The sequence below is a fragment of the Spirillospora sp. NPDC048819 genome, from assembly GCF_040650055.1.
In the GTDB taxonomy this organism is placed as follows: domain Bacteria; phylum Actinomycetota; class Actinomycetes; order Streptosporangiales; family Streptosporangiaceae; genus Spirillospora.
Map to the genome: position 1 here is coordinate 20372 of NZ_JBEZGN010000022.1, position 26200 is coordinate 46571.

At 72.8% G+C, this 26200-nt stretch carries 23 protein-coding genes; 11 read left to right on the plus strand and 12 right to left on the minus strand.

Annotated features, from left to right (window positions below):
• The first annotated feature begins 114 nt into the window (after positions 1-114).
• A complete protein-coding gene (locus AB0C35_RS26615; RefSeq protein WP_358461028.1) occupies positions 115-1707 on the plus strand; it encodes a hypothetical protein in 1593 nt (530 codons plus the stop codon).
• 86 nt (positions 1708-1793) lie between these two features.
• Here the strand turns inward: AB0C35_RS26615 and AB0C35_RS26620 are convergent, their stop codons facing one another.
• From AB0C35_RS26620 to AB0C35_RS26650, 7 genes are all read right to left on the minus strand, one after another.
• On the minus strand, positions 1794-3161 hold the full coding sequence (locus AB0C35_RS26620) for an acetyl-CoA carboxylase biotin carboxylase subunit (RefSeq protein WP_358461031.1): 1368 nt from the start codon (positions 3159-3161) through the stop codon (positions 1794-1796).
• 165 nt (positions 3162-3326) lie between these two features.
• Positions 3327-5021, minus strand: coding sequence for an acetyl-CoA carboxylase carboxyltransferase subunit alpha (locus AB0C35_RS26625; protein ID WP_358461034.1), 1695 nt, complete (start codon positions 5019-5021; stop codon positions 3327-3329).
• 23 nt (positions 5022-5044) lie between these two features.
• Complete coding sequence (locus tag AB0C35_RS26630; RefSeq protein WP_358461037.1) at positions 5045-6220, minus strand: beta-ketoacyl synthase N-terminal-like domain-containing protein; 1176 nt, start codon at positions 6218-6220, stop codon at positions 5045-5047.
• The gene (locus AB0C35_RS26635; RefSeq protein ID WP_358461040.1) at positions 6217-7428 is read right to left on the minus strand and encodes a beta-ketoacyl-[acyl-carrier-protein] synthase family protein; all 1212 of its coding nucleotides are present in this window, start codon (positions 7426-7428) and stop codon (positions 6217-6219) included. Before AB0C35_RS26635 ends, AB0C35_RS26630 begins: the two co-directional genes overlap by 4 nt.
• Complete coding sequence (locus tag AB0C35_RS26640) at positions 7421-7690, minus strand: acyl carrier protein (protein WP_358461043.1); 270 nt, start codon at positions 7688-7690, stop codon at positions 7421-7423. The genes AB0C35_RS26635 and AB0C35_RS26640 overlap by 8 nt, the downstream gene beginning before the upstream one ends.
• Positions 7691-7720: 30 nt before the next feature.
• Positions 7721-8737 (minus strand): hypothetical protein, encoded by a 1017-nt coding sequence (locus AB0C35_RS26645; protein ID WP_358461046.1) that lies wholly within the window; start codon positions 8735-8737, stop codon positions 7721-7723.
• Positions 8738-8887: 150 nt separating this feature from the next.
• Entirely contained in the window at positions 8888-10045 is a 1158-nt protein-coding gene (locus AB0C35_RS26650; protein WP_358461049.1) for a nucleotide disphospho-sugar-binding domain-containing protein, read from the minus strand.
• Positions 10046-10139: 94 nt separating this feature from the next.
• On the opposite strand from AB0C35_RS26650, the gene AB0C35_RS26655 reads away from it, so the two are divergent.
• Positions 10140-11165: an ATP-binding cassette domain-containing protein gene (locus AB0C35_RS26655; protein WP_358461052.1), complete on the plus strand. Its 1026-nt coding sequence runs from the start codon at positions 10140-10142 to the stop codon at positions 11163-11165.
• A 10-nt stretch (positions 11166-11175) separates the two neighbouring features.
• Positions 11176-11985, plus strand: coding sequence for an ABC transporter permease (locus AB0C35_RS26660; protein WP_358461055.1), 810 nt, complete (start codon positions 11176-11178; stop codon positions 11983-11985).
• Positions 11986-12011: 26 nt separating this feature from the next.
• Here the strand turns inward: AB0C35_RS26660 and AB0C35_RS26665 are convergent, their stop codons facing one another.
• A complete protein-coding gene (locus AB0C35_RS26665) occupies positions 12012-13037 on the minus strand; it encodes a methyltransferase (protein WP_358461058.1) in 1026 nt (341 codons plus the stop codon).
• A 187-nt stretch (positions 13038-13224) separates the two neighbouring features.
• On the opposite strand from AB0C35_RS26665, the gene AB0C35_RS26670 reads away from it, so the two are divergent.
• Genes AB0C35_RS26670 through AB0C35_RS26680 form a run of 3 tightly spaced genes read left to right on the plus strand, consistent with a single transcriptional unit; the run spans position 13225 to position 15955 of the window.
• A complete protein-coding gene (locus AB0C35_RS26670) occupies positions 13225-13407 on the plus strand; it encodes a ferredoxin (RefSeq protein ID WP_358461060.1) in 183 nt (60 codons plus the stop codon).
• 60 nt (positions 13408-13467) lie between these two features.
• Positions 13468-15327: an asparagine synthase (glutamine-hydrolyzing) gene (gene asnB, locus AB0C35_RS26675; protein WP_358461063.1), complete on the plus strand. Its 1860-nt coding sequence runs from the start codon at positions 13468-13470 to the stop codon at positions 15325-15327.
• A 28-nt stretch (positions 15328-15355) separates the two neighbouring features.
• Positions 15356-15955: a nitroreductase family protein gene (locus AB0C35_RS26680; protein WP_358461066.1), complete on the plus strand. Its 600-nt coding sequence runs from the start codon at positions 15356-15358 to the stop codon at positions 15953-15955.
• Here the strand turns inward: AB0C35_RS26680 and AB0C35_RS26685 are convergent, their stop codons facing one another.
• Positions 15956-16708: an SDR family oxidoreductase gene (locus AB0C35_RS26685; RefSeq protein WP_358461069.1), complete on the minus strand. Its 753-nt coding sequence runs from the start codon at positions 16706-16708 to the stop codon at positions 15956-15958.
• 141 nt (positions 16709-16849) lie between these two features.
• Here AB0C35_RS26685 and AB0C35_RS26690 point away from each other — a divergent pair, with 141 nt between their 5' ends.
• The 4 genes from AB0C35_RS26690 (at position 16850) to AB0C35_RS26705 (ending at position 20751) form a co-directional block, all read left to right on the plus strand.
• A complete protein-coding gene (locus tag AB0C35_RS26690; protein ID WP_358461071.1) occupies positions 16850-17518 on the plus strand; it encodes a TenA family transcriptional regulator in 669 nt (222 codons plus the stop codon).
• A 64-nt stretch (positions 17519-17582) separates the two neighbouring features.
• Complete coding sequence (locus AB0C35_RS26695; RefSeq protein ID WP_358461074.1) at positions 17583-18782, plus strand: cytochrome P450; 1200 nt, start codon at positions 17583-17585, stop codon at positions 18780-18782.
• 155 nt (positions 18783-18937) lie between these two features.
• Positions 18938-19534 (plus strand): PadR family transcriptional regulator, encoded by a 597-nt coding sequence (locus tag AB0C35_RS26700; protein WP_358461077.1) that lies wholly within the window; start codon positions 18938-18940, stop codon positions 19532-19534.
• A complete protein-coding gene (locus AB0C35_RS26705) occupies positions 19531-20751 on the plus strand; it encodes an FAD-dependent monooxygenase (RefSeq protein ID WP_358461080.1) in 1221 nt (406 codons plus the stop codon). The genes AB0C35_RS26700 and AB0C35_RS26705 overlap by 4 nt, the downstream gene beginning before the upstream one ends.
• Positions 20752-20860: 109 nt before the next feature.
• Here AB0C35_RS26705 and AB0C35_RS26710 read toward each other — a convergent pair whose 3' ends face one another.
• Positions 20861-22483 (minus strand): FAD-dependent monooxygenase, encoded by a 1623-nt coding sequence (locus tag AB0C35_RS26710; RefSeq protein WP_358461083.1) that lies wholly within the window; start codon positions 22481-22483, stop codon positions 20861-20863.
• A 228-nt stretch (positions 22484-22711) separates the two neighbouring features.
• Between AB0C35_RS26710 and AB0C35_RS26715 the strand changes: the two genes are divergently transcribed.
• Positions 22712-24172 carry an FAD-dependent oxidoreductase gene (locus AB0C35_RS26715; RefSeq protein ID WP_358461086.1) on the plus strand — a complete coding sequence of 487 codons (1461 nt, stop codon included), beginning with the start codon at positions 22712-22714 and terminating at the stop codon, positions 24170-24172.
• 116 nt (positions 24173-24288) lie between these two features.
• Here the strand turns inward: AB0C35_RS26715 and AB0C35_RS26720 are convergent, their stop codons facing one another.
• Positions 24289-25170 (minus strand): NAD(P)H-binding protein, encoded by an 882-nt coding sequence (locus tag AB0C35_RS26720; protein ID WP_358461089.1) that lies wholly within the window; start codon positions 25168-25170, stop codon positions 24289-24291.
• Positions 25170-26183 carry a methyltransferase gene (locus AB0C35_RS26725; protein WP_358461091.1) on the minus strand — a complete coding sequence of 338 codons (1014 nt, stop codon included), beginning with the start codon at positions 26181-26183 and terminating at the stop codon, positions 25170-25172. Before AB0C35_RS26725 ends, AB0C35_RS26720 begins: the two co-directional genes overlap by 1 nt.
• Between the last annotated feature and the right edge of the window lie 17 nt (positions 26184-26200).

The window sequence follows — 26200 nt, forward strand, 5'->3', positions numbered from 1 at the left end:
CTGGCCCGGTCCACAAGCCCGTTCATTCGTCTCGGGATTCGAGTGTTCTTCGAGCCGACGGTTCCACACTCGCACGGTCAGCATCCGGAACCCACACCGGCACGGAGAAGATTGATGGGCAGAGTCAGACACCCCGCTCGCGAGAAGATCCGAAGCAGAGTCCGCCGGACGCCCCGGGCCGCCGCCGTCGTCATGGCGGCCGTTCTCGGTGCGACGTTCGCCCTGACGGGAACGGCGGCCGCCCAGCAGCAGCACGGCTGGTGGAACGACGGGACGCGGTACTACGTCGACTGCGGCTCCGGCGACGACGCCTCGCCCGGCACGAGCCCCGGCGAGGCGTGGAAGACCCTCGCCAAGGTCGGCACCGTCACGTTCCAGCCCGGCGACTCCATCTCGCTGCGCCGCGGCACCACCTGCAACGGGACACTGGAACCGAAGGGCTCCGGCACGGAGCGCTCACCGATCACCCTGGACGCCTACGGGACCGGCGCCCGCCCGGTGATCAACGGGGGCGGCGCCCGCGCGGTCGTGTTCCTGCACGACGTCCAGGGCTGGGAGATCCGCGGACTGGAGATCACCAACCCCGGCCCCGACGACGGCGCCCCCCGCATCGGCATCTACGTGCTGCTGGACGACTACGGCACCGGCGAGCACTACGTGGTCGACAACGTCAAGATCCACGACGTTCCGGGCTGCGACTGCCTCCAGGCGGAGAAGGAGAACAGCGGCGGCATCGTGTTCAAGGCCGCCGGGTCCGTGACGCCCACCGGCTTCGACGGGATCCGCGTCACCCGCAACCAGATCAGCGACATCGACAACGTCGGCATCGGCACCGTGTCGCAGTGGGTGAAACGCGACCTGTACCCGGGCGGCACCAACCACTGGGTCCCGATGAAGGACGTCCAGGTCACCTGGAACCGCGTCACGAACACCGGCGGCGACGGGATCCTGGTGTCCAACGGCGTCGACTCCGTGACGGCCTACAACAAGGTCGACGGCTTCGGGCTTCGCGGGGTCCAGGCCCACGCGGGGATCCTGGCGTTCAACTCCGACCGCCCTGTCGTCCAGTACAACGAGGTGACGGGCGGGTCGAGCAACCCGCCGTCGTTCGCGTTCAGCGTCGACGCCGGCAACCGCGACCTCGTCTACCAGTACAACTACAGCCACGACAACGACGGTCCGTTCATCCTGTTCTGCGCGTTCGCCGGGACGTCCGGCGACGGCGCGAAGATCCGCTACAACGTCAGCGAGAACGACCTGGACCTGGCGATCGGGACGTTCACCATCCCCATCGTGTCCAACGGCTGCGACAACCCGATCGAGAACGTCGAGTTCTACAACAACGTCATTCACAGCGAGCGCGCGGGGCGGCTGGTCCGCAGCCTCCCGCACACGCCGATCAAGTTCAGCAACAACGTGTTCTCCGGCCGTGACGCCGGCGCGTCGATCGTGGACGACGTCGGGATCTACGACCACAACATCTACCGGAACGTGACCGCGATCCCGGCGGGCGACCAGCACGCGATCACCGAGGACCCGAGGTTCACCGCCCCGGGCTCGGGACCGTGGGGCTACCGCCTGCGCTGCGGTTCCCCGGCCATCGGAGCGGGCGTCGACATCGCCGGCGACGGCGGCCACGGCCTGTTCGGCAACCGGATCCCCTCGCCGCCGAACATCGGCGTCTACCAGGGGCGCTGCGCGCGTTAGCGGGCGGTGAAGCGAAGGGCCGGTGGTGGCCCCTCCCAGGGAAGGCCACCACCGGCCCTTTCGCGTGCCGTGTCTCCGGCCGGACGTCAGCCGGCCTGGCGCAGCTCGGCGACGCCCATCTCGTCGACCAGGCTCGTGGTGTGCTTGGCCGCGCGGAACGTGGGGTCGTCCAGCACCTCGCCGAGGAACTCCCGCGTCGTCCGGACGCCCCGCCCGGAGACGCGGAACTCCTCCAGCGCCCGCCCGGCGCGCTCGATGGCCTGCCGCCGGTCGGGCGCCCAGACCGCGACCTTCGCCAGCAGCGGGTCGTAGTCGGCCGTCACCCGGAAGCCGGGGTGGCCGTGGGTGTCCACCCGGACGAACGGGCCGGCGGGCGGCTGGAACTCGTCGACGACTCCGGGCGTCGGCATGAACCCGCGGCGCGGGTCCTCGGCGTTGACGCGGCATTCGATCGACACGCCGCGCGGCGCGATGTCGTCCTGGGTGACCGACAGCCCGTCCCCGGCCGCGACCCGCAGCTGCTCGCGGACCAGGTCGACGCCGGTGACCAGCTCGGTGACCGGGTGCTCGACCTGAATGCGGCAGTTGACCTCCATGAACGTGAAGCCGCCGTCGTCGTCGACGAGGAACTCGTAGGTGCCGGCGCCGGGGTAGTCGACCTGCTCGGCGGCGCGCACCGCGGCGGCGCAGATGCGGTCGGCGAGCTCGCGGGGCAGGCCGGGCGCCGGCGTCTCCTCGATGAGCTTCTGCCGGCGCCGCTGCACCGAGCAGTCCCGCTCGCCGAGATGGACGACGCCGCCGCGCCCGTCCCCGAGCACCTGGACCTCGATGTGGCGGGCGTGTTCGAGGTACCGCTCCAGGTAGAGGCGCGGGTCCCCGAAGACGGCCTGGGCGCTCGCGCGGGCCTGCGCCCACGCGCGGGGCAGCTCGCGGGCGTTGCGGACGACGGTCATGCCGCGTCCGCCGCCGCCCGCGGTCGCCTTCAGGATCAGCGGGTAGCCGACCTCGGCGGCGATGGAGCGGGCCTGCTCCAGCGTCGTCAGCGACTCGGGGCTGCCCGGCAGCACCGGCAGCCCGGCGGCCCTGGCGATCTCCCGGGCCCGCGCCTTGTCGCCGAGCCGGCCGAGCAGCTCGGCCGACGGCCCGATGAACGTCAGCCCCTCCGCCTCGCAGATCTCGGCGAAGTCGGGGTCCTCCGACAGGAACCCGTACCCGGGGTGGATCGCGTCGGCGCCGGTCTGCAGCGCCGCCGTGACGATCGCGGCGGCGTTGAGGTAGCTGTGCCGCGCGGCGGCGGGGCCGATGCGGACGCACTCGTCGGCGAACCGCGTCACCGCCGTGCCGCGGTCGCTGTCGGAGCACACCGCGACCGTTCGGATGCCCATGTCGCGGCAGGTGCGGGCGACGCGGAGCGCGATCTCACCTCGGTTGGCGATCAGGATGGTCGAGAACAACGGGCTTCCTCTCGTTGACCGCGCGGGCTGGCGCGGCGGACGGCCGATTCCTGGTGACGGCGGATTCCTGTAGCGGGGACTCCTGGTGGCGATGGATTCCTGTGGCGGGGGTTCCTGTGGCGGGAAGCTCTTGTGGCCGGGGGACTCCCCAGCAGCGGCGGACCGTTAGTAGCGGCGGAAACGGCGGCGGCGCAGCGCCACCAGCTCCGCGGGCGGGAGACCGGCGACCTCCGCGAGCGCCTCTCCGAGCGCGGCGCGCAGCAGCTCGGCGGCCTGGGAGGGGTCGTGGTGGGCGCCGCCGTCCGGCTCGGGGACGACGGCGTCGACGATGCCGTTGCCGAGCAGGTCGCGGGCGCCGATCTGCAGGGCGGCGGCGGCCCGGGGCGCGGCGGCCTGGTCCTTCCACAGGATCGCCGCGCAGCCCTCCGGGCTGATCACCGAGTACATGGCGCCGGCGCAGGCCAGCACCCGGTCGGCGACGGCGAGCGCGAGCGCGCCGCCGCTGCCGCCCTCACCGGTGATCGCCGCGATGACCGGGACGGGCAGCCCGGACATCAGCCGGATGTTCTCCGCGATCGCCCACGCCTGCCCGCGCTCCTCCGCGCCGATGCCCGGATGCGCGCCCGGCGTGTCGACCAGGGTGAGAATCGGCAGCCCGAGCTTGACCGCCAGCCGCATGAGCCGCGCGGCCTTGCGGTATCCCTCCGGCAGCGCCATGCCGAAGTTGCGCCGCACCCGCTCGGCGGTGTCGCGGCCCTTCTGGTGCCCGATCAGGACGACCTGCCGGTCGCCGAGCCGCCCGACGCCTCCCACGATGGCCGGGCAGTCGCCGGTGAGCCGGTCGCCCCGCAGTTCCTGGAAGCCGTCGAGCAGCTGGTTCGCGTATTCGAGGGTGTTCGGCCGGTTCTCGTGCCGCGCGGCCTTGATCACCTGTTCGGGGTCTAGGTCGGGGAGCAGCGCCGGGTCGCGGATCAGCCGTGCCCGCGCCGTGTCCGTGCCCTTGCCCGTGCCCTTGCCCGTGGTCGCGGCCGGGGGCTCGGCGGCGGACGGGTCCTGCTTCCGCGGTCGCACCGGACGCTGGGCTTCGAGCAGGTCGGCGATCGTCGTGCGGAGCGCGGTGCGCGGGACGACCGCGTCCACCAGCCCGCGGGCCAGCAGGAACTCGGCCGTCTGGAACCCCTCGGGCAGGTCGGCCTGGATCGTCTGCCGGATGACCCGGGGGCCGGCGAAGCCGACGCGTGCGCCGGGCTCGGCCAGGATGACGTCCCCCAGCGTCGCGTAGGAGGCGGCGACGCCCCCGTACGTCGGGTCGCTGATGAGCGAGATGGTGAGGATGCCGGCCTCGTCCAGCTCGGCGAGCGCCTGGCTGGTCTTCGCCATCTGCATCAGCGCGAGGGCGCCCTCCTGCATCCGGGCGCCGCCCGACGCGGTGACGATGATGAGGGGGCGGCGCAGCCGCAGCGCGGTCTCCGCCGCGCGGGTGATGGCCTCCCCGACCCCGCCGCCGAGGCTGCCGCCCATGAACCGGAAGTCCATGACCGCCGCCACCACGGGACGTCCGATCACCTCCCCGGTGACGCAGAGGACGGCGTCGGTCATGCCCGTCTCGGCGCGGGCCTCGCGGAGCCGCTCCACGTAGGGGCGGGAGTCGACGAAGCCGAGCGGGTCCTCCGGTACCTGCGGAGGCGTCAGCGGCTCGGCCGAGCCCGCGTCCAGGAGCTGCTCGACGCGTTGCTCGGCGGTGAGCCGGTCGTGGCGGCCGCATCCCGGGCATGTCCGCAGGATGCGTTCGTAGCGGCCGCCGTAGATCAGTTCTGAGCACTGGGGGCAGCGGGTCCATGCCGCAGTTGGCGCAGTCACGTCTGAAGCGTGACCCGGCGGGCTCAATGCCCGGTTGAAGGGGGCTGGGGGCGGCGCATCACGAGGCATCCGGCGTGGCCGTCGTCGCCGAGCGAGGTCACGACGGCCACCGAGCCGCCGGCGGCGTCGGGGGCCTGCCAGGCGGCGAGCAGGGCGGCGATCTGCAGTGCGCCGCTCGCGCTGTAGCTCTCGCCCAGCCGTGCCGCCGGCCGGATCCAGTGCGGCGTCGGCCCGTCTGCGGGCGGACGGCGAAGGGCGGCCCGGACGGCGTCCTCCTCGGCGGCCCGCAGCCCCCGGATGCCCGTCGCGCCGAGCGAGACGGTGTCGACGTCGGCGGCGGAAACGCCGCTGCGCCGCAGCGCCCGGTCCACGCATCCCGCCAGCGAAGCGCGCATCCCCCCGGAACCGGGGGTTCCGACTTCGCAGGCGAGCAGCTCGGCCAGCGGCGTCCGCCCGGCCGCCGCCGCGCCGGCCGGTGTCTCGACGACGAACACGGCCGCGCCCTCGCCGACCGCCGTCCCCGGCGCGAGGGCGCCGGAGTGGTGCCAGGCCCAGGCGGATTCGGCGCACAGCTCCTCCGCCGCGCCGACCAGGGCGCGGTCGACCCGCCCCCGCGCGATCGCGTTGCGGGCGTAGCGGACGGCGGCCAGCCCCGACACGCGGCCGTCGGCGATCGTGGCGTTCACTCCGCGCAGGGAGTTCCAGATCGCGAGCTGGCCGGCGCAGAAGTTCATGACCGCGCTGGGGAACCGGTTGGCGCGCACCAGGTACGGCTTGTCCCGCACGAGCGTCTCCCGGGAGAACTCGCTGGAGCTGCGGACGCTGCCGGTGCTGCTGCCGATCACGACGCCGGTCCGCGCGCGTTCCTCGTCCGCCAGTGGGGCGCCGAGCGTCCCGAGGGCGTTGTGCGCGGCCACCAGGGCGAGCAGCGTGGTGCGGTCCAGCGACCGGATCCCCTTCGTGCCGAGGGACTCCGCCACCCGCAGGTCCGGTGCCGCGGCGAGCGCCACCGGCGGGAAGTCCCCGCCGATCGCGTCGAGGTCGGCGGCCGGCGGCCCGCCCGCCGAGGTGAGCGGCGCCAGGCCGTGGCCCGCGGGGGAGACCACGCCGCAGCCGGTGATGACGAGCGGCGCGACGATCGTGGTCGCCGGTGCCTGTGCCTGTGCCGGTGCCTGTGCCTGTGCCTGTGCGGGCGTCATGCCACTCGCCCCAGCACGGTGATCGCGTTGTTGCCGCCGAACGCGAACCCGTTGTTCTGCACGATCTGCGGGGATGCGGCGCGGCCGGTGCCGGGCACGCAGTCCAGCCCGTCCCCCAGCGCCGGATCGGGTTCGGTCACGTTGGCGGTGGGCGGCAGGAACCCCTCGTGCAGCGCCATGCAGCAGATCAGCGCGCCGAACCCGCTGGCCGCGCCCATGGTGTGCCCGATCATGGATTTGATCGAGCTGATCGGCGGCAGCGCGTCGCCGAACACGGTGCGCATCGCCGCGACCTCCGTGGCGTCGTTGGTGGGGGTACCGGTGCCGTGCGCGCAGATGTAGTCGATGTCCGCCGGGCGCACCCCGGCGTCCTGGTGCGCCGCCCGGACGCACGCGGCGATGCTCGTCGGGTCGGGGGCGACGGGGTGCTTGGCGTCGCAGTTGACGCCGTAGCCGAGGACCTCGGCGTAGACGCGGGCGCCGCGCGCCACGGCGCCGTCGAGCGTCTCCAGGAACAGCGCGACGCCGCCTTCGGCGGTGAGGATCCCCGAGCGGCCGGCGTCGAACGGGCGGCACACCGACTCGGCGAGGGCGCCGAGCCGGTAGAAGCCGGCGTGCGACCAGCGGTTCACCGAGTCCGCGCCGCCCGCGAGCATGAACGCGGCCTCGCCGGTGCGGATCATGTCGTAGGCGTAGCCGAGCGCGTAGTTGCTCGCCGAGCAGGCCGTCGCGATCGTGTGGGCCTCGCCGGTGAGCGCCAGCTCGGCGTTGACCGCGGCGGCGATCCGCCCGGCCGGGGCCTGCGGGACGAGCGCCGGGTCGAGCGCCTTCATGCCGCCCTCGACCGACTGGCCGGTGAGCGCCTCGATGACGGCGGACTCGCCGAACGTCGTGCCCATCGCCGAGCCGGTGACCTCGCCGGAGATCCGGTCGGGGTCGATGCCGGAGTCCTCGACGGCCAGCCGCGCGGCCGACGCGGCGAACAGGGCGCTGCGCCCCCAGCGGCCGGTCTCCAGCCGGTGCAGGATCCGCTCCGGCTCGAAGTCGGCGACCTCGCCCCCGTAGGTGTAGGGGAAGCCGGTGGTGTCGAAGCCCCGGATGGGCGCCACGCCGCTGCGTCCCTCGCGGACGGCCCGCGCGAACACGTGGGCGCCGGTCCCGAGGCTGCTGACGGCGCCGAGCCCGGTCACCACCACGCGTTCACTCATCGGACGCCCCGCTGTAGCGCTCCAGGACCTCCAGCACGGCCGTCAGCGTCGTCAGTTCCGGCAGCACCTCGTTGGGCAGGTGGACGCCCATGTCCCGCTCGATGCTGGAGATGATGTCGATGGCCATCAGCGAGTCGGCGCCGTGGTCGTTAACGAAATGGCTGGTCTCCGTCAACTCGTCCGGCTCGACCTCCAGGACGTCGGTGAGGATGTCGCGCAACTGCTGGATCTGCTCGGTCCGGGTGGTCGCCGCCTGGGACATCGCATACGCCTTTCACAAGGTTGGGAGGGCTCAGAGGGTGGGGAGGGGCGCTTCGTCGAGCGTCCGCTGGATCATCCGCGCCGCCTGCCGGTTTCCGTCGTCGTGCGGGTGCACGATGTCGGCGAAGGCGTCCCCCTCGAACCGGTCGGCGGACATGTTGAGGAACGACACCCCCAGCTCGGCGCAGCCCTCCGCGAGGAGGCCGGCGTAGGCGTCCCAGCACTTCTCCAACGTGCTGTGCAGGATGCCGAAGACGGGGGCGTCGAAGTCGAAGCGCTCCCGCTCCGCGGCCGTGAGGTCGCGGGTGCGGGGGGTGGCGAGGGGCTGCAGGCACAGGACGATCCGGGTGCCCGGCGCGGCGGCCCGCGCGAGAAGCGCGAGGTCGCGGAGCCTGCGGCGGGCGGTGTCCTCCATCCGGGCCTGCGCCTCGGCGAGGTCCCACGTCCGGGTGGCCCGCGGGGCGAGGCGCCGTTCGTCCAGGTCGGGGACGGGTTTGCCGGCGGCGAGCGCGGCGAGGTCGAACACCGGGACGCGGACGAGGTCGTCGAACGTCCGCTCGTAGGAGATCGTCCCGTAGGCGCCGTCCGGGGTCAGCGAGCCGAACTGGTTGACGAGGTCGGTGCCGCCGCCGATGATCGCGACGTCGGACGCGGCGTGCAGGAACGGCGCGGCGGCGATGACCTCCTGCAGCGAGATCGCGGCGCACAGGCCGAGGTTCAGCCAGCGGATCCCGGTCAGGTCCGCCAGGTGCGAGGCGGGCGTGAAGCGGTCCGCGGTCGCACCGAGGCCGAGCGCCACCGAGTTGCCGAGCACGATGCCGCCCCCGCCGGCGGCGAGCCAGCCGGCGCAGTCGACCGTGCCCGACGGGGAGTCCGACAGCCGGAACCCCTCGTCGTCGATGTTGATGACGTCGGAGCGGTGGCCGGGGGAGAGGGTGAAGCCCAGGAAGGGATGCGGATAGAGGTCGAGGCCGTGCCTTTCCAGCAGCATCCCTCCGCGGTGCCGCCGCGCGAAGGACTCGTGCTCGAATTCCGGGGAGGAACCCACCGTGTGCTCCCGTCGTGTCCGTTGCCTGCTCGTGTCCGTTGTCTGCGTACGGCCGGGACGGCCCGCACCGAGCCTGTCCACGCGAGATCGAAGGCGGCTCGCGAACGGCTCGACGCGGACGTCATGCGGCGGTCCCGGCAGTCCCGGTGGTCACCGGTCCGCCGTGGCGCCCACGCCGATGTGGGCGAGTTCGGCGACGACCCGCGCGGGCGGCGGCTGGTCGCGCATCTCGTCCCGCAGCGACCGGGCGGCGTCCCGGTGGGCGGGGTCGTCCAGGACGGCGGTGAGCCCGTCGCGGATCGCGGCGGCCTCCACGCCCGGTGCGGGGACCACCACGCCGGCGTTCGTCTCGGCGATCCGGGCCGCGTGCCGCACATGGTCGGGCAGGCGCGGGACGAGGACCTGCGGCAGCCCGTTGTCCAGCGCGGTGAGGATCGTCCCGGCGCCGCCCTGCGCGATGACGGCGTCACATCTCGGCAGCAGCAGGTGCAGCGGCGCGCCCTCGACGACGTGCGCCTCCGGCGGCAGCGCGCCGAGGAGGTCGCGCTGCCCGGGGGCGACCGCCACGATCACGTCCACCGGGAGATCGGCGATGGCCCGGACGATGTCCCCGGCGAGGAACATCCGGGAGTAGAGCCTGCTGTAGGTGGTGCCCCAGGTGACGCACACGCGCGGGCGGCGGGCGGCGGGACGCGGGGTCGGCGGCGGGAGCGCCCCCGCACCGTTGAACGGGACGTAGCGCATCGGCAGCCGCCGGGACCCGGTGGGGACCTGCAGCCCGGCCGGGCACGGGTCCACGGTGGCGGCGCCGAACGGTTCGACGCCGTCCAGCCCGAGCTTCTCGCACATCGGGGCGAGCACGTCCGGGAGGAACCGGCCCGCGGCGCTCAGCAGGTCCACCCCGTACAGGTGCCGGACGGCCGGGACGCCCACCGCGGCGGCGGCCAGCGGCCCGGCGAACGCCGTGGGCTCGGACACGATCAGGTCGGCGCGCCAGCCCTCGGCGAGCTTCACGAGGTCGTCGGTCATGGATTCGGCCAGCTCGGCCAGCAGCCCGAGCACGCGCGGGCCGCCGCCGCCCTTGCCCGGCCGCCCCTCCGGCGGGTGCACGATGTCGCGGAAGACGGCGACCGCGTCGACGTCGCGTCCGACCGGCGCGGCGGGCAGCCCGGTGCGCAGGATCGTCCCGGTCAGTTGCGGCTCGCTCGCGACCAGCACCTCGTGCCCCGCGGCCCGGCAGGCCCACGCGAGCGGAACCATTGCGTACAGATGTGACGGCCACGCCCAGGTGGCGAAGATGACGCGCATCGTCCCACCGGACCACCGGCCGCTCGCCGTCGGCTCCAGTGCCGCTCAAGCCCGCGGTGATCGACTGCCCCCGGGTGTGCGGAGGGAGGCGGCGGTGACCGGACCGACCGAGAGCGAACCGACCGGGAGCGAACCGACCGGGAGCGAACCGACCATCGAGGCGCGCGGCCTGGTGAAGCGTTTCGGCAGGACGACGGCGTTGGACGGGCTCGACCTCGACGTCATGCCCCGCCAGGTCGTGGCGGTCCTCGGGCCGAACGGAGCGGGGAAGACGACGTTCGTCCGGTCCGTGGCGACGCTGGTGAAGCCGGACGCGGGCGTGCTGCGGGTCGCCGGGCACGACGTGCGCCGCGACCCGCGGGCGGTGCGCCGCGCCATCGGGCTCGCCGGGCAGTTCGCGTCGGTGGAGCCCGCCATGACCGGCCGCGAGAACCTGGAGCTGGTCGCCCGCCTGTACGGGCAGTCCGCCCGCGCGGCCAGGGCCGCCGCGACGGCCGTCCTGGAGAGCTTCGGCCTGACGGACGTCGCGGGCCGGCTCGTCCGGACGTATTCGGGCGGGATGCGGCGCAAGCTGGACCTCGGCGCCAGCATGGTGAGCGCGCCCCGGCTGCTGCTTCTCGACGAACCGACGACCGGCCTCGACCCGCGGGCGCGGCTGGACCTGTGGGACGCCATCGACGGGCTCGTCGAGCGCGGCACCGACGTGCTGCTCACCACCCAGTACCTGGACGAGGCCGAGCGGCTCGCCGGGCACATCGTGATCATCGACCATGGCCGCGCGGTGGCGGCGGGGTCGCCCGCCGAGCTGAAACGCCGGGTGGGCGGCAACGTGCTGGAGGTCCACGTGCGCGACGAGGCCGACCTGGCGGCGGTCGCCGCGGTGCTCGCACGGGCGGGCCACGAACCGCAGATCGACGCGGCGGTGCGGCGGGTCAGCGCGGGCGTCGGCGACGCCGGGACCGTCCACGCGCTGGTCGACGGATTGCGCGCGGCGGAGGCGGCCGGCGTGACGGTCGCGGACATCGGGGTGCGCGGGCCGAGCCTCGACGAGGTGTTCCTCGCGCTGACCGGAAAGGCGTCCCCCGCCGAAGCACCCGCCGAAACCTCCACCGATGTCTGAGGAGACGACCATGACCGTCAGCGCGACCGCCGGGGGCCGGGGTGCCGGCCTGCCGATGGGCACGTTCCTCGTCGCGAAACGGGCCGTGCTGACCTTCCTGCGCACGCCCCAGCTCGTCATCGTCGGGACGGTGCAGCTGGTGGGGTTCCTGGTGACGTTCCGCTACGTGTTCGGCGGGGCGTTCGGCACCTACAAGGGCCTGGACTACGTCGACTTCGCCGTCCCCGGCTTCATCGCCGCCGGGGTGCCGTTCACGCTCATCGGGACCGCCGTCGTGATGGCCGAGGACCTGCACACCGGGTTCGTGGACCGGCTGCGCTCGCTGCCGTCGCCGTCCGCGGCGGTGCTGACCGGGCGGGTCCTCGCCGACACCGCCGTGCTCGCGTGGAGCCTCGCGATCGCGGCCCTCGTCGGGTTCGGGATCGGTTTCCGCCCGCACGGGACGGCCCTGGCGGCGCTGGCGGCGTTCGGGCTGTGCCTGGTGTTCGGGCTCGCGTTCAGCTGGGTCTTCATCACGCTGGGCCTGCTGGCCCGCAACGGGCAGGCCGCGCAGGGCCTGTCCCTGCTGGTCTTCCCGGTGACGTTCGGGTCGAGCGCGTACGTGCCCGTCGACACCATGCCGGGCTGGCTCCGCGCGTTCGCCGAGAACCAGCCGATGACCTGGATGGCCGACGCCGTCCGGGCCCTGACGCTCGGGGACCATGCCGTGCACGTGCTCGGGCACGACGCCGGCTACTTCGTGCCGCGGGCCCTGGCCTGGTGCGCCGTCATCATGGTCGTCTTCGCGGGACTGGCCGTGGCCGTCTTCCGCCGCGGCTGACCCGGCCCGCGCGGTGGGGCCGGTGCTCAGCTCTTGCGGCAGAGCACCAGCGTCTCGTTCTCGGCGAGCGGCCGGCAGGACGTCGACGCGAACCCGGCCGCCTCCGCCAGCGCGGTCAGCTCGCCGACGCCGTACTCCGACCCCTCCTCGGTGACCAGGGCCATGATGAGGCTCGCGACCAGGCCGTCCACGTCCGCGCCGCCGCCCGCGCCGCCCTCGGTGAGCATCCGGTCGTGGACGAGCAGCACGCCGCCGGGATTGACGGCCTCGAACGCCTTGCGCATCAGGATCTCCCGCCGTCCCGGCGACCAGTTGTGCAGGACGTGCCCGAAGACCAGCACGTCCGCGCGGGGGAGCGGGTCGCGGAAGAAGTCGCCGGCGTGGAAGACCGTCCTGCCGGACAGCCCCAGCGCCGCCATCCGCTCGTCGAACGGGGCCTTCATCTGGGGGAGGTCGAACACGTGCCCGGTCAGCGCCGGGTGATCGGCGACGAGACGTCCCACCAGGTCGCCCGCGCAGCCGCCGACGTCCAGGACGGACCGGTGCGCCGGCCAGTCGACCGCCTTCAGCAGCTCCGGGACGAGCGGACGCAGCGCGCCCTCCATCATCCGGACGTAGCGTCGCAGCTCCGCGGGGTCGCCGAGCATCGCGTCGAAGCCGTCCGCCTCCGCCTGCGGCCTGCCGGTGCGCAGCGTCTCGGTCAGCCCGTTCCACAGCGGGTACAGGTTCGCCTTGGCGCCCAGCAGGGACCCGCCGACGTACCCGGGCATGCCGCTCACCAGGTGACGGTCGGCGCCCTCGGAGTTGCGGTACCGGCCGCCCTCCTCCTCCAGCAGGCCGAGCCCGGCCAGCAGCGCCAGGAGGTCGCGCAGGCCGCGCCCGTCGAGGGCCAGGCGGTCGCGGACGTCCCGCTCGGTGCCGGGCGCCTTGTGCAACGCGGTGAAGAGGCCGAGCTCCACCGCCGTCAGCAGCGCCTGCGCCTCGCAATAGGCGTTGCCGAGGCGGAGTATCCCCTGCACAGAACCGATGTCTGGGGCCGTGCGCACAGTCACCGGACGTCCTTCCGTCGCCGACACGTTCCGGTGACCGTGCCGCACCGGGGTGGAGCCTCGGTCGAGACGCCCCGGCGCCCCGGCCCGGTGCTGTACCGATCTTCGAGCGTCGCGCGACCTCCGCCCCGCACAGTTCCAGCAGGACCCACGCGGCGGTGAAGATCCGGGACGGTGATGTGCGGTGCGTGTGAGCGTGACCAAGGAGACGTGCGCGGTGGCGAGCCTGTGCGTCTACCGCGTCCCCGAGGTCTTCGACCAGGACGAGGACGGCACCGTCGAACTCCTGGACGCGGACCCGCCGGACGACCTGCACCAGGCGGTCCGGACGGCGGCGCGCGGCTGCCCGACCCGGTCGATCCACATCGAATAGATCCACATCGGGCGGGCCCGCTGCGGGCCCGCGGCCGGAACAACTGAGAGGGAGACGTGGATGTGCGGCATCGTCGGCTGGGTGGACTTCGGGCGTGATCTCGCCGGGGAGGCACCGACCCTGCGCGCCATGACCGAGACGCTGGCCAAGCGGGGCGTGGACGCGCGGGGCGTGTGGATCAGGGGGCACGCCGCCCTCGGGCACACCCGGACGTCCGTCATCGACCTGGCCGGCGGCGCGCAGCCGCTGACCGTCGAGGAGGACGGCCGTCCCCTCGCCGTGATCGTCTACAACGGCGAGGTCTACAACTTCAAGCAGCTGCGCAGCGAGCTGGAGGCGCGCGGGCAGCGGTTCCGCACCCGCAGCGACACCGAGGTGGTGCTCCGCGCCTACCTGGAGTGGGGCACCGCCTTCGCCGAGCGGCTGGAGGGCATCTTCGCGTTCGCCATCTGGGACGTGCGCCGCGAGGAACTGGTGCTGGTCCGCGACCGGCTGGGCGTCAAGCCGCTGTTCTACTCGGTGCGGCCGGACGGCGTCCTGTTCGGTTCCGAGCCGAAGGCGCTGCTCGCGAACCGGCTGGTCCGCCCGGTCGTCGACGTCGACGGGCTGCGGGAGCTGTTCGCCACGGCCAAGCGGCCGGGGCAGTCGGTGTTCCGCGACATGGCGGAGCTGCGTCCCGGCCATCTGCTGACGGTGGGACGCGACGGGGTGACCGACACGACGTACTGGCGGCTGGAGGCGCGCCCGCACACCGAGGACGTCGACGGGACCGTCCGGCATGTCCGGTCGCTGCTGGAGGAGATCGTGCTCCGCGAGCTCGTCGCGGACGTCCCGCTGTGCACGGCCCTGTCGGGCGGCGTGGACTCCAGCGCCCTGACCGCGATCGCGGCGAAATGGCGCTGGCAGCTTGAGGGCGAACGCGTCCGGACGTTCGTGACCACCTTCGACGAGTACGCCAAGAAGTTCCAGCCGGACGACGTCCGCTTCTCGCCCGACGAGCCGTACGCGGCGGAGGTGTCGCGGCATCTCGGCACCGACCACGTCCCGATCGTGCTGGGCACCCGGGACCTGATGGACCGGGAGACGCGCCGGCAGGTGCTGCTGGCGCAGGACATGCCGACGACGCTCGGCGACATGGACACGTCGAACTACCTCACCTCGCGCAGGATCAAGACGCATTCCACGGTCGCGCTCGCGGGCGAGGTCGCCGACGAGATCTTCGGCGGCTACAACTGGATGCACGACCCCGAACTGCTGGGCGCGGGGACGTTCCCATGGACGGCGAACGAGCCGCGGCAGCCGGGCTCCCCCAAAGGCCAGGGCCGCGGCCTGTTCGACAGCGGCCTCATGGACAAGCTGGAACTCGGCGTCTACTACGCCGACCACTTCCACGACGCGGTGGCCGAAGCGCCGCACCAGGAAGACGAGAGCGACGAGGAACGCCGGATGCGCGACGTCGCCTACACCACCCTCACCTGGTGGCTGCCGATGCTGCTCGACCGCGGCGACCGGCTCTCCATGGCGCACGGCCTGGAGCTGCGGGTGCCGTACGCGGACCACCGGCTCGTCGAGTACATGTACAACACGCCGTGGGCGTTCAAGACGTTCGACGGCCGGGAGAAGAGCATCCTGCGCGCGGCCGTCTCCGACCTGGTACCGGAGTCGGTGCTGAAGCGGACCAAGAGCCCGTGGCCCGTCACCCAGGACCCCGCCTACGCGGCGATGCTCCACGAGGAGCTGCGGGACGTGCTCACCGACCCCTCGTCGCCCGCGCTGCCGTTCCTGGACACGGCCGCCATGCGCCGCACGATCGACGAGCCGTCGAGCATCGCCCACGAGTGGGTGAGCAGGATGAACATCGAGATGGCGCTGGAGTTCAACACCTGGCTCGAAACCTACGGCGTCGAACTGGCCATCTGACAGCGCCATCTGAGAAGAGGAGATCGTCATGGATTTCTCTGACGTCCTGCGCCGGCGCCGGATGGAGCGCAGCTACACCGACGAGCCCGTTTCCGACGAGGCGATCCTGCGGATCCTGGAGGGCCTGCGCCGCGCGCCCAGCGCGGGGTTCAGCCAGGGGCACCGGGTCGTGGTCGTCACCGACCCGAAGCTGCGCCAGGCGGCCGCCGACATCGCGGAGGCCCGCTACGTGGAACTCGGGTTCCCGCGTTGGATCGCCTCGGCGCCCGTCCACCTCTACGTGTGCACGCGCGAGAACTCCTACCACGAGCGCTACAACGCGGCCGGGGACATCCGGGAGGGCTACTCCGAGATCCCCTGGCCGGTCCCGTTCTGGTGGTTCGACTGCGGCGCCCTGTTCATGCTCCTGCAACTGGCCGCCCTGAACGAGGGCCTGGCCACCGGAATGGTCAGCTCCGTCTACACCGACGAGCTGCAGTCCCTGGCCGACGTGGTCGGTCTCCCCGACGACGTGTCCCTCGCGGGCATCATCACCGTCGGCCACCTCGACGACACCGTGCAGACCCCCGTCCCGCCGGGTGCGGCGACGCGCAGGCCCAACGAGGAACTCGTGGAGTGGCGCCGCTAGTCAGCGGCCGCCGGCGGTGTGGACGACCTCGCCGTTGACGTTGCCGTTCGCCTCGGAGCAGAGGAAGACGATCAGGCGCGCGACGTCGTCCGCCGTGCTGAGGCGGCCGCTCGGGGTCTCCTCCGTCGCCTTCTCCAGGAGGACGGGGTCCACCGCGTCCAGGCTCTCGGTCAGCGTGGCCCCGGGCGCCACCACGTTGGCCAGGACGCCGTCGCGGGTCCACATCAGGGATCGCGCGAACCCGTGCAGGGCGGCCTTGGCCGCGCTGTAGAACTCCGAGCCGGGGTTGCCGTAGTGCGCGGTGACGGACGACAGCAGGGCGATCCGTCCCCAGCCGCGCTCCCGCATGCCGCCGAGGGCCTCACGCACCGTCCACATATGGCCCTCGACGTTCTCCCGGAAGAGGCCGAGCCAGTGGTCCATGGGCTGTTCCTGGTACGGCGGGACGTTCTCGGGATCGACCCACACCCAGGTCTGCGCGTTGGCCACGACGACGTCGACGCCGCCCCAGGCGTCCTCGACGTCCCGGACCGTCCGCCGGATGGAGCCGGGGTCGGCGAGGTCGCAGCGCAGGGCGAGCGCCCGCCCGCCGCCGCCCAGCTCCTCCGCGAGATCCTTCGCGGCCGTGTCGGAGCTGTGGAAGGTGAGGGCGACACGTGCGCCCTCGGCGGCGAACGCGTGCGCGGTCGCCCGTCCGATGCCCCGGGTGCCGCCGGTGATGAGCACCCGCCTGTCCGTCAATCCGAGATCCATGCGGGCAATGTCCATCGGCGGGCTCGAAGGCCGCTCGGGACGCGTTCCAAAGGACCGCCGGACGTCTTCCAGGGGATTTCGAGCGCCGGTCCGTAGCGTCCGCGTCGGAGCCCGAGCCGTGCCTTGCGATGGAGGAGACGGATGCTTCACGACGAACTCAGGGAGATCCGGGACCCGGTACTGCGGAAGGTCCACGACCATCCGTTCTGGTCCGGTCTCCGGGACGGTTCCCTGCCGGGCGAGTCGCTGGCCCATTTCGTCCAGCAGGACACCGGGCACCTGCTGCCCGCCTACGCGCGGGCGCTGGCCCGGTGCGCCGCGCTGGCGCCGGACGATCTCGACGCGTGCCTGCTCGGCCAGTCGGTCGTCGGGACGCTGGAGGCCGCCGGCCGGCTGCGCGAGGCCTACACGGGCCTGGCGGGCGACCTGGGTCTGCCGAAGCTCGGGGAGCAGGCTCCGGCCGACCCGGCGACCCACGCGCACGCTTCGTTCTTCGCGGCCGCGAGCGCACGGTCGTTCCATGACGGCCTCGGCGCGCTGCTCCCCATGGTGTGGTTCAACGCCGAGGTCTCCGACGGGCTGAAGAGCGGCGTCGAGCCCGGTTCGCGGTACGCGCCGTGGATCGAGGTCTACCACCCGGGCGAGTCCTACGGGTACGCCGTCCAGGCGTTCCTGGACATGGTCGACCGGGCCGGCGACGGCTGCTCGGCCCGGCAGCGCCAACTGATCATCGAGCAGTTCTCCATCAGCGTCCGTTACGAATGGGCGTTCGCCGAATGCTGCCTGCGACGACCGTCCTGGCCGGTGTGAACGGGCGGGACCGGCCGGTCACGGCAACGGTCACGGACAGCCGACGAGAAAGGTCGCCGACCAGATGAGTTCGAGCACCCCGATTCCCTATCCCTTCGAATGGACCCCGGTGATGGAGGTCCCCGGACGGTTGCGCGGCCTGCACGAGACGGCCCAGGTCGACGTGCGGCTCCCGAGCGGCGACACCGCGGTGATGGTGACGCGCTACAAGGACGTCCGGAGCCTGTTCGCCGATCCCCGGCTGAGCAAGAACATCGCCCGTCCGGGCATGGCGCGGGTGTCCAAGGACAACGACCTGTTCGTCGACCCCAAGATCGACGGCGACCCGCCGCACCACACCGCGATGCGCGGGCTGGTCACCCGGGCGTTCACCGCGCGCCGGATCGAGCGGCTGCGCCCGTTCGCGCAGTCGGTCACCGACGAGCTGCTGGACGCGATGGAGGCCGGGCCGAAGCCGGCGGACCTGAACGAGGCGCTGGCCTTCCCGCTGCCGATCCTGGTGATCTGCAAGCTGCTGGGCGTGCCGCCGGAGGACCGCGACAAGTTCCGCGGGCTGGTGGACGGCTTCCTCTCGGTGAGCAAGCTGCCGCCGGAGGAGGTCGAGGAGTGCCGCAAGGGCCTGTGGTCGTACCTGGCGGACCTGATCGTCGCAAAGCGGGCCGACCCCGGCGACGACCTCATCGGCAGCCTGATCAAGATCCGCGACGAGGACGACAACCGCCTGTCGGACTACGAGCTGCACCACTGGACGCAGAGCCTGCTCATCGCCGGCTATGTCACCACGGCCAGCCAGATCGGCACCGGGACGGCGGTCCTGCTGCACCGGCGGGACCTGTTCGAGCAGGTGAAGGCGGATCCGTCGCTGGTCGAGTCGGCGGTGGAGGAGTTGCTGCGCACGCAGATCATGGGGTCGTCGATCGGCACGCTGCGGTACGCGCTGACCGACATCGAGCTGTCCGACGGCTCGGTGATCAAGGAGGGGACCAGCGTCCTGCTGTCGGAGGAGGGCGCCAACACCGACGAGCGGGTGTTCAAGGACCCGTTCACGATCGACATCCGGCGCAAGGAGAACCACCACATGACCTTCGGGGCGGGCATCCACTACTGCGTGGGTGCGGCGCTGGCCCGGATGGAGCTCCAGGTGGCGACGGAGACGCTGCTGCGCAGGTTCCCGGACGTCCGCCTGGCCGTCCCGGCGGCGGAGCTGCCGCGCGGGCTCGGCGGGTTCATGGAGGGCTTCAGCGAGGTCCCCGTCACCTGGTGAACAGCTGATTCCCCTGGTCAAGGCCCCCGGCCATGCAGGTCGGGGGCCTTTGGCATGTCCGGGGGGCGGGCGCCCCGAATGCGCCGCGGCTTCATAGTTGACATTGACTATTCATGGTTGGATAATTAGAGCTGGCTAGAGGTGAGGAGGCTTCGATGGAGAGACGGCGCAAGGTGGGGAATCCGCTGGCCCTGGCCGTGCTCGCCTGGCTGATGCTGGAGCCGATGCACCCGTACGAGCTCGGCCGGCGGCTGAAGGAGACCGAGCAGGACCGCAGCATCAACTACAACCGGGGCTCCCTCTACATGGTGGTGAAGCAGCTGGTCAAGGCCGGCTTCATCGTCGAGCAGGAGACCGTCCGCGACACCCAGCGCCCGGAACGCACCGTCTACGCGCTCACCGGGGAGGGACGCGCCGAACTCCACGACTGGCTCAGCGAGCTGGTCGCGCAGCCGCGCCACGAGTACCCGCACTTCGGGGTCGCGCTGTCGCTGCTGAGCGTCCTGTCCCCGGACGAGACCGCCGGGCTGCTCACCAGGCGGCTGACCGCCCTGACCACCGAGATCGGCGAGATCCGCGGCCGGATGGACGCGGCCGCCGCCGAGGGCGTCACGTGGGTGTTCCTGGTGGAGGAGCAGTACCGGGTCACGATGCTGGACGCCGAGTGCCGTTTCGTGGCCGAGCTGATCGAGGCGATGGAGCACCCGGACTACATCCGCACATGGAAAGAACTGTTTGGGAGCCGAACATGACTGCAGCAAGGACGGCACTGGTCATCGGCGGAGGGATCGCCGGGCCGGCCACCGCGATGGCGCTCAGGAAGGCCGGCATCGAGGCGACCGTGTACGAGGCGTACGCGAGCACCGCCGAGGGCGTCGGCGTCACGCTCACGATCGCGCCGAACGGGCTCAACGCCCTCAAGATCATCGGTGCGTACGAGGCCGCGCTCGGCATCGGCCAGCCGCTGAACCGCGGGCAGATGTACGACGGGTTCGGCGAGAAGATCGGCGAGTTCCCCGGGCTGGAGGGCCTGCCGCCGAGCCGCGGGCTGTGGCGGGACACGCTGTGCCGCGTCCTGCACGAGACCGCCGAGGCGCAGGGCATCCGGGTCGAGTACGGCAAGCGGCTCGTCGACGTCGAGGAGTCGCCGGACGCCGTCACCGCCCGGTTCGACGACGGCACCACCGCGACCGCGGACGTGCTCGTCGGCGCCGACGGCATCAGGTCGACCGTCCGCAGGCTGATCGACCCGAAGGCGCCGGAGCCCTCCACGACCCGGCTGCTGAACTTCGGCGCGGCCGCCGACATCGCCGTCCCGTCCGACCGCGAGTCGTCGTACTTCGTCTTCGGCAAGCGCGGCTTCTTCGGCTACTGGGTGCAGCCCGACGACCGCACCGCCTGGTTCGCGAACCTGCCCAACGACCGGCCGCTGTCGTCGGCGGAGGCGCGCAAGACGTCCAAGGCCGACTGGCTCGCGCGGCTGCGCGAGCTGTACGCCGACGACAAGCCGTGCAGCGACATCCTCGCCCACACCGAGGCCGGCGACCTGGTCGTTCTGGGCTCGCTGGAGAACATGCCGAAGGTGCCGACCTGGCACCGGGGGCGGATGGTGCTGGTCGGAGACTCCGCGCACGCGCCGTCCTCCAGCTCGGGCCAGGGCGCCTCGCAGGCCATCGAGAGCGCCGTGCAGCTCGCCCGCTGCCTGCGCGACCTCCCCGACCCGCAGAGCGCCTTCACCGCCTACGAGGGGCTGCGGCGCGAAAGGGTCGAGAAGGTCATCGACCGCGGCAACAAGACCAACAACAGCAAGACGATGGGCTCGTTCGCCAAGGCGATGATGAAGCTGATGATGCCCATCATGATGAAGACGTTCCTCAACCCGGAGAAGACGCTGGGTCCCGAGCAGCGCTACCTCATCGACTGGGACGCCCCGGTGACGTCGCCGCAGACGGCGGCCGCCGGAAGCTAGCCAAGTTCCGCCCCGGCCCACGCCGAGCCCCCGCGGCGGCGGGCCGGGGCGGACTTCCGTTCAGGCCCGCCCGGCCTTTTCGTCCAGGCCCGGGCGGGCCTTCACACGTTCAGGACCGCCGGGCGGACGGGCGCAGGATCCGGTGCAGGGCCTCGGTGAGCAGCGCGTGCGGGTCGCCGGCCGCCGACGGGCACCGCCAGGCCACGTACCCGTCGGGACGGACGAGGACGGCGCCGGCGCGGCCGAGCCCGTAGCGGGCCTCGAAGACGTCCTCGGCGTCGAACAGCTCGGCGGCCCGCCGTCCGCCGTCGGCCGACCCGACCCGGTACGCACGCAGCGGAATCCCGGCATGTGCGGCGATCTTGTCGGCCGCGTCCGTCCACGCCGCGCCGTCCTCGCCGGTGAGCAGCACGAACGCGTCATGGAACAGGTCGTGGACGGTGATCCGCTCGCCGTCCGCGTCCTCGGTGGGCACGTCGAGCCACAGGTGCGGCGCTCGCGTGCCGGGCGCGGCGCCCTGGTCCAGGCCGCCGCCGTACACGGGGCCGTGCCCGGCGCCGACGACGGCCGCGGAGTCGTAGCGCTGCCCGAACGTGCACAGGACGTCGTCCACGTCGTCCCCGTCCGGCTCCTCGCCGAACCTGGCCTGCTGGCGGCGGACGGTGATGTCCGCGAGCGCCAGCGCGGCGGGCCGCCGTTCGGCCTCGTAGGTGTCCAGCAGCCCGTCCGACGCCCAGCCGCCGGTCACGGCGGCGAGCTTCCAGGCCAGGTTGTGGGCGTCCTGCACGGCCGCGTTCGCGCCCATCGCGCCCGCGGGCGGCCACACGTGCGCGCTGTCGCCCACGACGAACACCCGCCCGGCGCGGAACCGGTCGGCGACCCCCACCGCCTCCTCCCAGCAGGCGATGTCCACGATGTCCAGCGGCACGTCCGCGCCGATGACCGCGCGGGCCGCCTTGCGGCAGCGGTCGTCGGTGAAGTCGTCCGGCGACTCCTTCGCCGGGTCGTAGGTGAAGCTGATCGCCCACTGGCCGGGGACGGCGGTCGTCAGGAACGACCCGAAGCCGCCGATCTCGGGGTTGACCACGATCCAGAACATCGCCCGCTTGGTGATGATGTGCGACAGGTCCGCCCGGACGACGAACGTCACCCAGCTCTGCGTGACGCCCGGCCCCTCGCGGACGATGCCCGCCGACGGCCCGGTCCGGCCGCGGAAGCCGTCCGCCGCGATGACGTGATCGGCGCGGATGAGGCGCCGCCGCCCGCCGTCGCGGTCCCCGATCTCGACGGTGACGCCGTCGGGGCCGGCGTCGACCGCCAGGCACCGGGTGCCGAAGCGGATGTCGGCGCCCTTCGCCCGCGCGGCCTCGATGAGGATCGGCTCCACGGTGCGCTGGTCGGCCATCTCGAACTCGCACGCCGTCAGGTCGGGCAGCGACGTCCGCGCCTCCTCGCCGAGCAGCCAGTTCCACTCGCCCGCGAGGGACTCGCACCGGACGACGCCGGACTCCCCGTCGAACGGCCGGCCCGCCTCCCGGATGCGCGGCTCGACGCCGAGCGGCCGGTAGATCTCCATCGTCCGCTGGTTGATCCCGCGCGCGCGGCCCTGCACCGACACGTCCGGATGGCGGTCCACCAGAATCGAGCGCACCCCGTGGTGCGCCAGGAACAGCGCGGACGCCAGGCCGGCGTAGCCGCCGCCGACGATGAGCACCGGAACGGTCTCGTCCATGATCGACCTCCATCCTTCCCAGGCGAGGCTGACACGGGCGGCTAGAGGCGCACTCGGCTCCGCCGGGGGATGTCAGCGCTCCGCCGAGGGATGTCACCGCCACTGGCGAGCGCCGTTCGAGCGCTCCTCCACCGGGCGTGGACGTTCTCCGGCGACGATCCGGGAGTGCGCCGTCCTTGCTCGCCGGCGCCCTGCCCGCAGGAGAGTCCAGCGCGAGGAGAGGCAGCCGTGACGCAAGCCCGGGCGACCACGGACGACAACCTTCGGATCGTCATCCTCGGCGGTGGCGTCGCCGGCCTCGCGGCGGCGATCGCTCTGGCCCGGCGCGGCCTGCCCGCGACGGTGGTCGAGCGCGACCCCGCCCCGCCGGACGACCGGGACCCGTTCATGGAGTGGCGGCGGCGCGGCGTCCCCCAGTTCCGGCTGCCGCACGGCTTCTCCGCCAGGACCCGCAACCTGCTCGCCGAGCACGCGCCGGACGTCCTCGAACGGCTCCGCGCCGGCGGCATCGAGGTGATCAACCTCTTCAAGCGGCTCATCCCCGAGGAGCTTTGGCGGCCGTCCGACGACGACTTCGCCAACCTGTGGGCGCGGCGCGCCGCCTTCGAGCTCGCCCTGCGGCGCACCGCCGAGGCCGAGGCGGGCGTCGCCTTCGCCTGCCCGGCCGTCGCGACCGGCCTGACCTTCCTGCGGACGCCGGGCGAACCGCCGCGCGTGACGGGGGTCCGGCTGGCCGACGGCGATGAGCTGCCCGCCGACGTCGTCCTCGACTGCGGCGGCCAGCGCACGCCCGTGCCCCGCTGGCTCGCCGCCGAGGGCGTGCGCGTCGGCGCGGACGTCCAGGACTGCCAGACCGTCTACTTCAGCCGCTACTACCGGTTCACCCCCGGCTGCGACCTGCCCAAGACGGCCGTCGCGACGCTGCGCGGCGAGGCCGACGGCATCTCCTACATCGGCTTCCCCGGCGACAACGACACGTTCGCGATCTGCTTCGAAGGGCCGCCCGCCGACGAGGATCTGCGGCTGCTGCGCAACACGTGGGCGTTCGAGGCCGCCGCGTGCGCGGTCCCGGACGTGGCGCCCTGGGTCGACCCGTCCAACGGCACCCCGCTCGACGGCGTGCAGATCATGGGCGGGCATCACAACGTCCGCAGGCGCTACGTGGTGGGCGGCGAGCCCGCCGTCCTCGGCCTGCTGCCCGTCGGCGACTCCCTGTGCACCACCAACCCCGCCTACGGCTGGGGCGCGGCGATGGCGCTGACCTACGCCTTCACGGCCGCGGCCTGCATCGGGAGCCACGGCGGCGACCCCGCCGCGATGGCCGTCGCGTACGAGGACGCGGTCGGACGCGAGGCCGACGCCGTCTACCGCGAGTCGGCCGCCATGGACCGCTCCCGCATCTACCGCATCACCGGTCAGGACGTACCGGAGCACGACCGGGCGGAGATGGAGCGGCAGCGGCTCATCGCCGAGGGGGTGGCGAGCGGCGTGCTGCTCGACGTCGAGCTCGGCCGCGCGTTCAACCGCCGCGTCAACCTCGTCGGCCCCGCCGACGCCGTCCTCGGCAACTCGGATCTGGCGGTGCGGGCCCGGCAGCGCCGCAAGGACTTCGAGGCGGCCGGGTCCCCGCCCACCGCCCCCGGCCTCCGCAGGGTGATCCGGGCGGCCAGGCCGGGCGCCACCGTCTGATCCCGTCCAGCGCGAAGGCCCGCACAGGGCTAAGGCCCGCACAGGGCGAATGCCCCCACAAGCGGCAGGCCCCTCGGGTGGTCATCTCCGAGGGGCCTGCTGAATTTCCGGTCGTGCTAGGCGGTCTGGCCGGTCTGGTCGCGGAACTCGTCGAGGTGGCGGGCCAGCCACGTCTCGAACGTCGCGGGCGGCCGGCCGAGGAGGCGTTCCGCGTCCGGCTGCGGGACGCCGCCGCGCAGCGGGCCCGGTTCCGCCATCGAGGCCAGCAGCCCGTCCACCAGGTCCGGCGGCATCCCCGCGCGGGTCATGCCCTCCCTGGCCTGCGCCGGCTCCACGGCGACGAACTCCAGCCGCCGCCCGAGCGCCTTGCCCAGCCGCGCCGTCAGCTCCGGCGCCGTCAGCGCCTCCGGCCCGGTGAGCTGGTAGGACCGCCCGCCGTGCCCACCGCTCGTCAGGCATGCGACGGCGCACGCCGCCACGTCCGCCGGGTCGATGATGGCGCGGGCGACGTCGCCGTACGGCTGGAACACCTTGCCCTGCGACGCGATCGACCGGCGCCACTGCAGGACGTTCGTCGCGAACCCGGCCGGGCGCAGCGCGGTCAGCTCCGCGCCCGACTTGGCGAACGCCTCCTCCGACGCCGCGTGCGCCCGCCCGTAGGAGTCGGAGCCGGCGACGGGCGGGTTCGCCGCCACCGACGACAGCTTCACCACCCGGCCGATGCCGCGTTCGCGGACCGCGTCGGCGACGGTCAACTCGTGCTCCAGCGCGTCCGGGCTCGTCGCCATGAAGACGGCCTCCACGTCCTGGAGGGCCTCCAGCACGGCGCCGGAGTCCTTGAGGTCTCCGGCGAAGACCTCGACGGACCCGCCGAAGCGGGCCCGGCCGGGGTCGCGGGTGAACGCGCGGACCCGTTCGCCGGCGGCGGCGAGCCCGGCCACGACGTGCCGCCCCACCCCGCCGGTCGATCCGAGCACCAGGAACGCCGGCCGTCCCATCAGCGGGCCTTCCGCGCGATCACCAGGGTGTCGTCCTCGCCGAGGTCCTGGGCGGTGACGTCGGTGAACCCGGCGCCCTCCGCGTGCTCGCGCAGCTCACTGACCTCGTACTCCGAGCCGCCGTCGGTGACCAGCAGCATGTCCAGGCTGACCAGCAGGTTCGCGGACCGGCTGGACGCGCGGTCGAGGATGCGGTCGTAGACCAGCAGCACCCCGCCGGGGTTGACGCTCTCGTACGCCTTGCGCACCAGGAGGCCGCGCTGGTCGCGGTCCCAGTCGTGCAGGACGTGCCCGAGGACGATGATGTCCGCGGACGGGAGCGGGTCGGCGAAGAAGTCGCCGCCGTGGAACGACACCCGGTCGGCGAGGCTCTTCTCGGCCACCAGCTCGTCGAAGAACGGCTCCATCTGCGGCAGGTCGAACACCTTGCCGGACAGGTGCGGGTGCGCCTTGACGATCTGCGCCGTCAGCGCGCCCCGGCAGCCGCCGACGTCCAGCACCGACCCGTAGCCGGACCAGCCGTCGTAGGCGGAGATCAGCTGCGGGCCCAGCACGCGCGTGAACGCGTCCATCGAGTGGATGAACTGGCCGAGGATCTTCGGGTTCTGGACGACCGCCTCGAAGCTGCTGCCCGTCTGCGACTCGCCGGTGCGCAGCGCCTCGGACAGCCGCCCCCACGCCGGGTACAGGTTGCGGTTGGAACGTTCGATGAACCCGCCGATGTAGGACTCCTGGCCGCGCACGAGGTAGCGGTCCGCTCCGGGCCTGTTGTGGTAGCGGCCGTCCTTCTTGGTGAGCAGGTCGAGTTCGACGAGGAGGTCGAGCCAGTCGGCGAGGCCCCGGCCGTGCAGCCCGAGGGCCCCCCGGATCTCCTCCTGGCCGGCCGGCTTGTCGTGCAGCGTCGTGAACAGTCCGAGTTCGACGGCGGTCAGTACGGCCTTCGCGTCGCAGAAGGCATTGGCGAGTTGCAGAATTCCCGATGGGGTGCCGGTGTCCGGGGCGGTGGTCGTCACTGCGTTCTCCTCGTTCT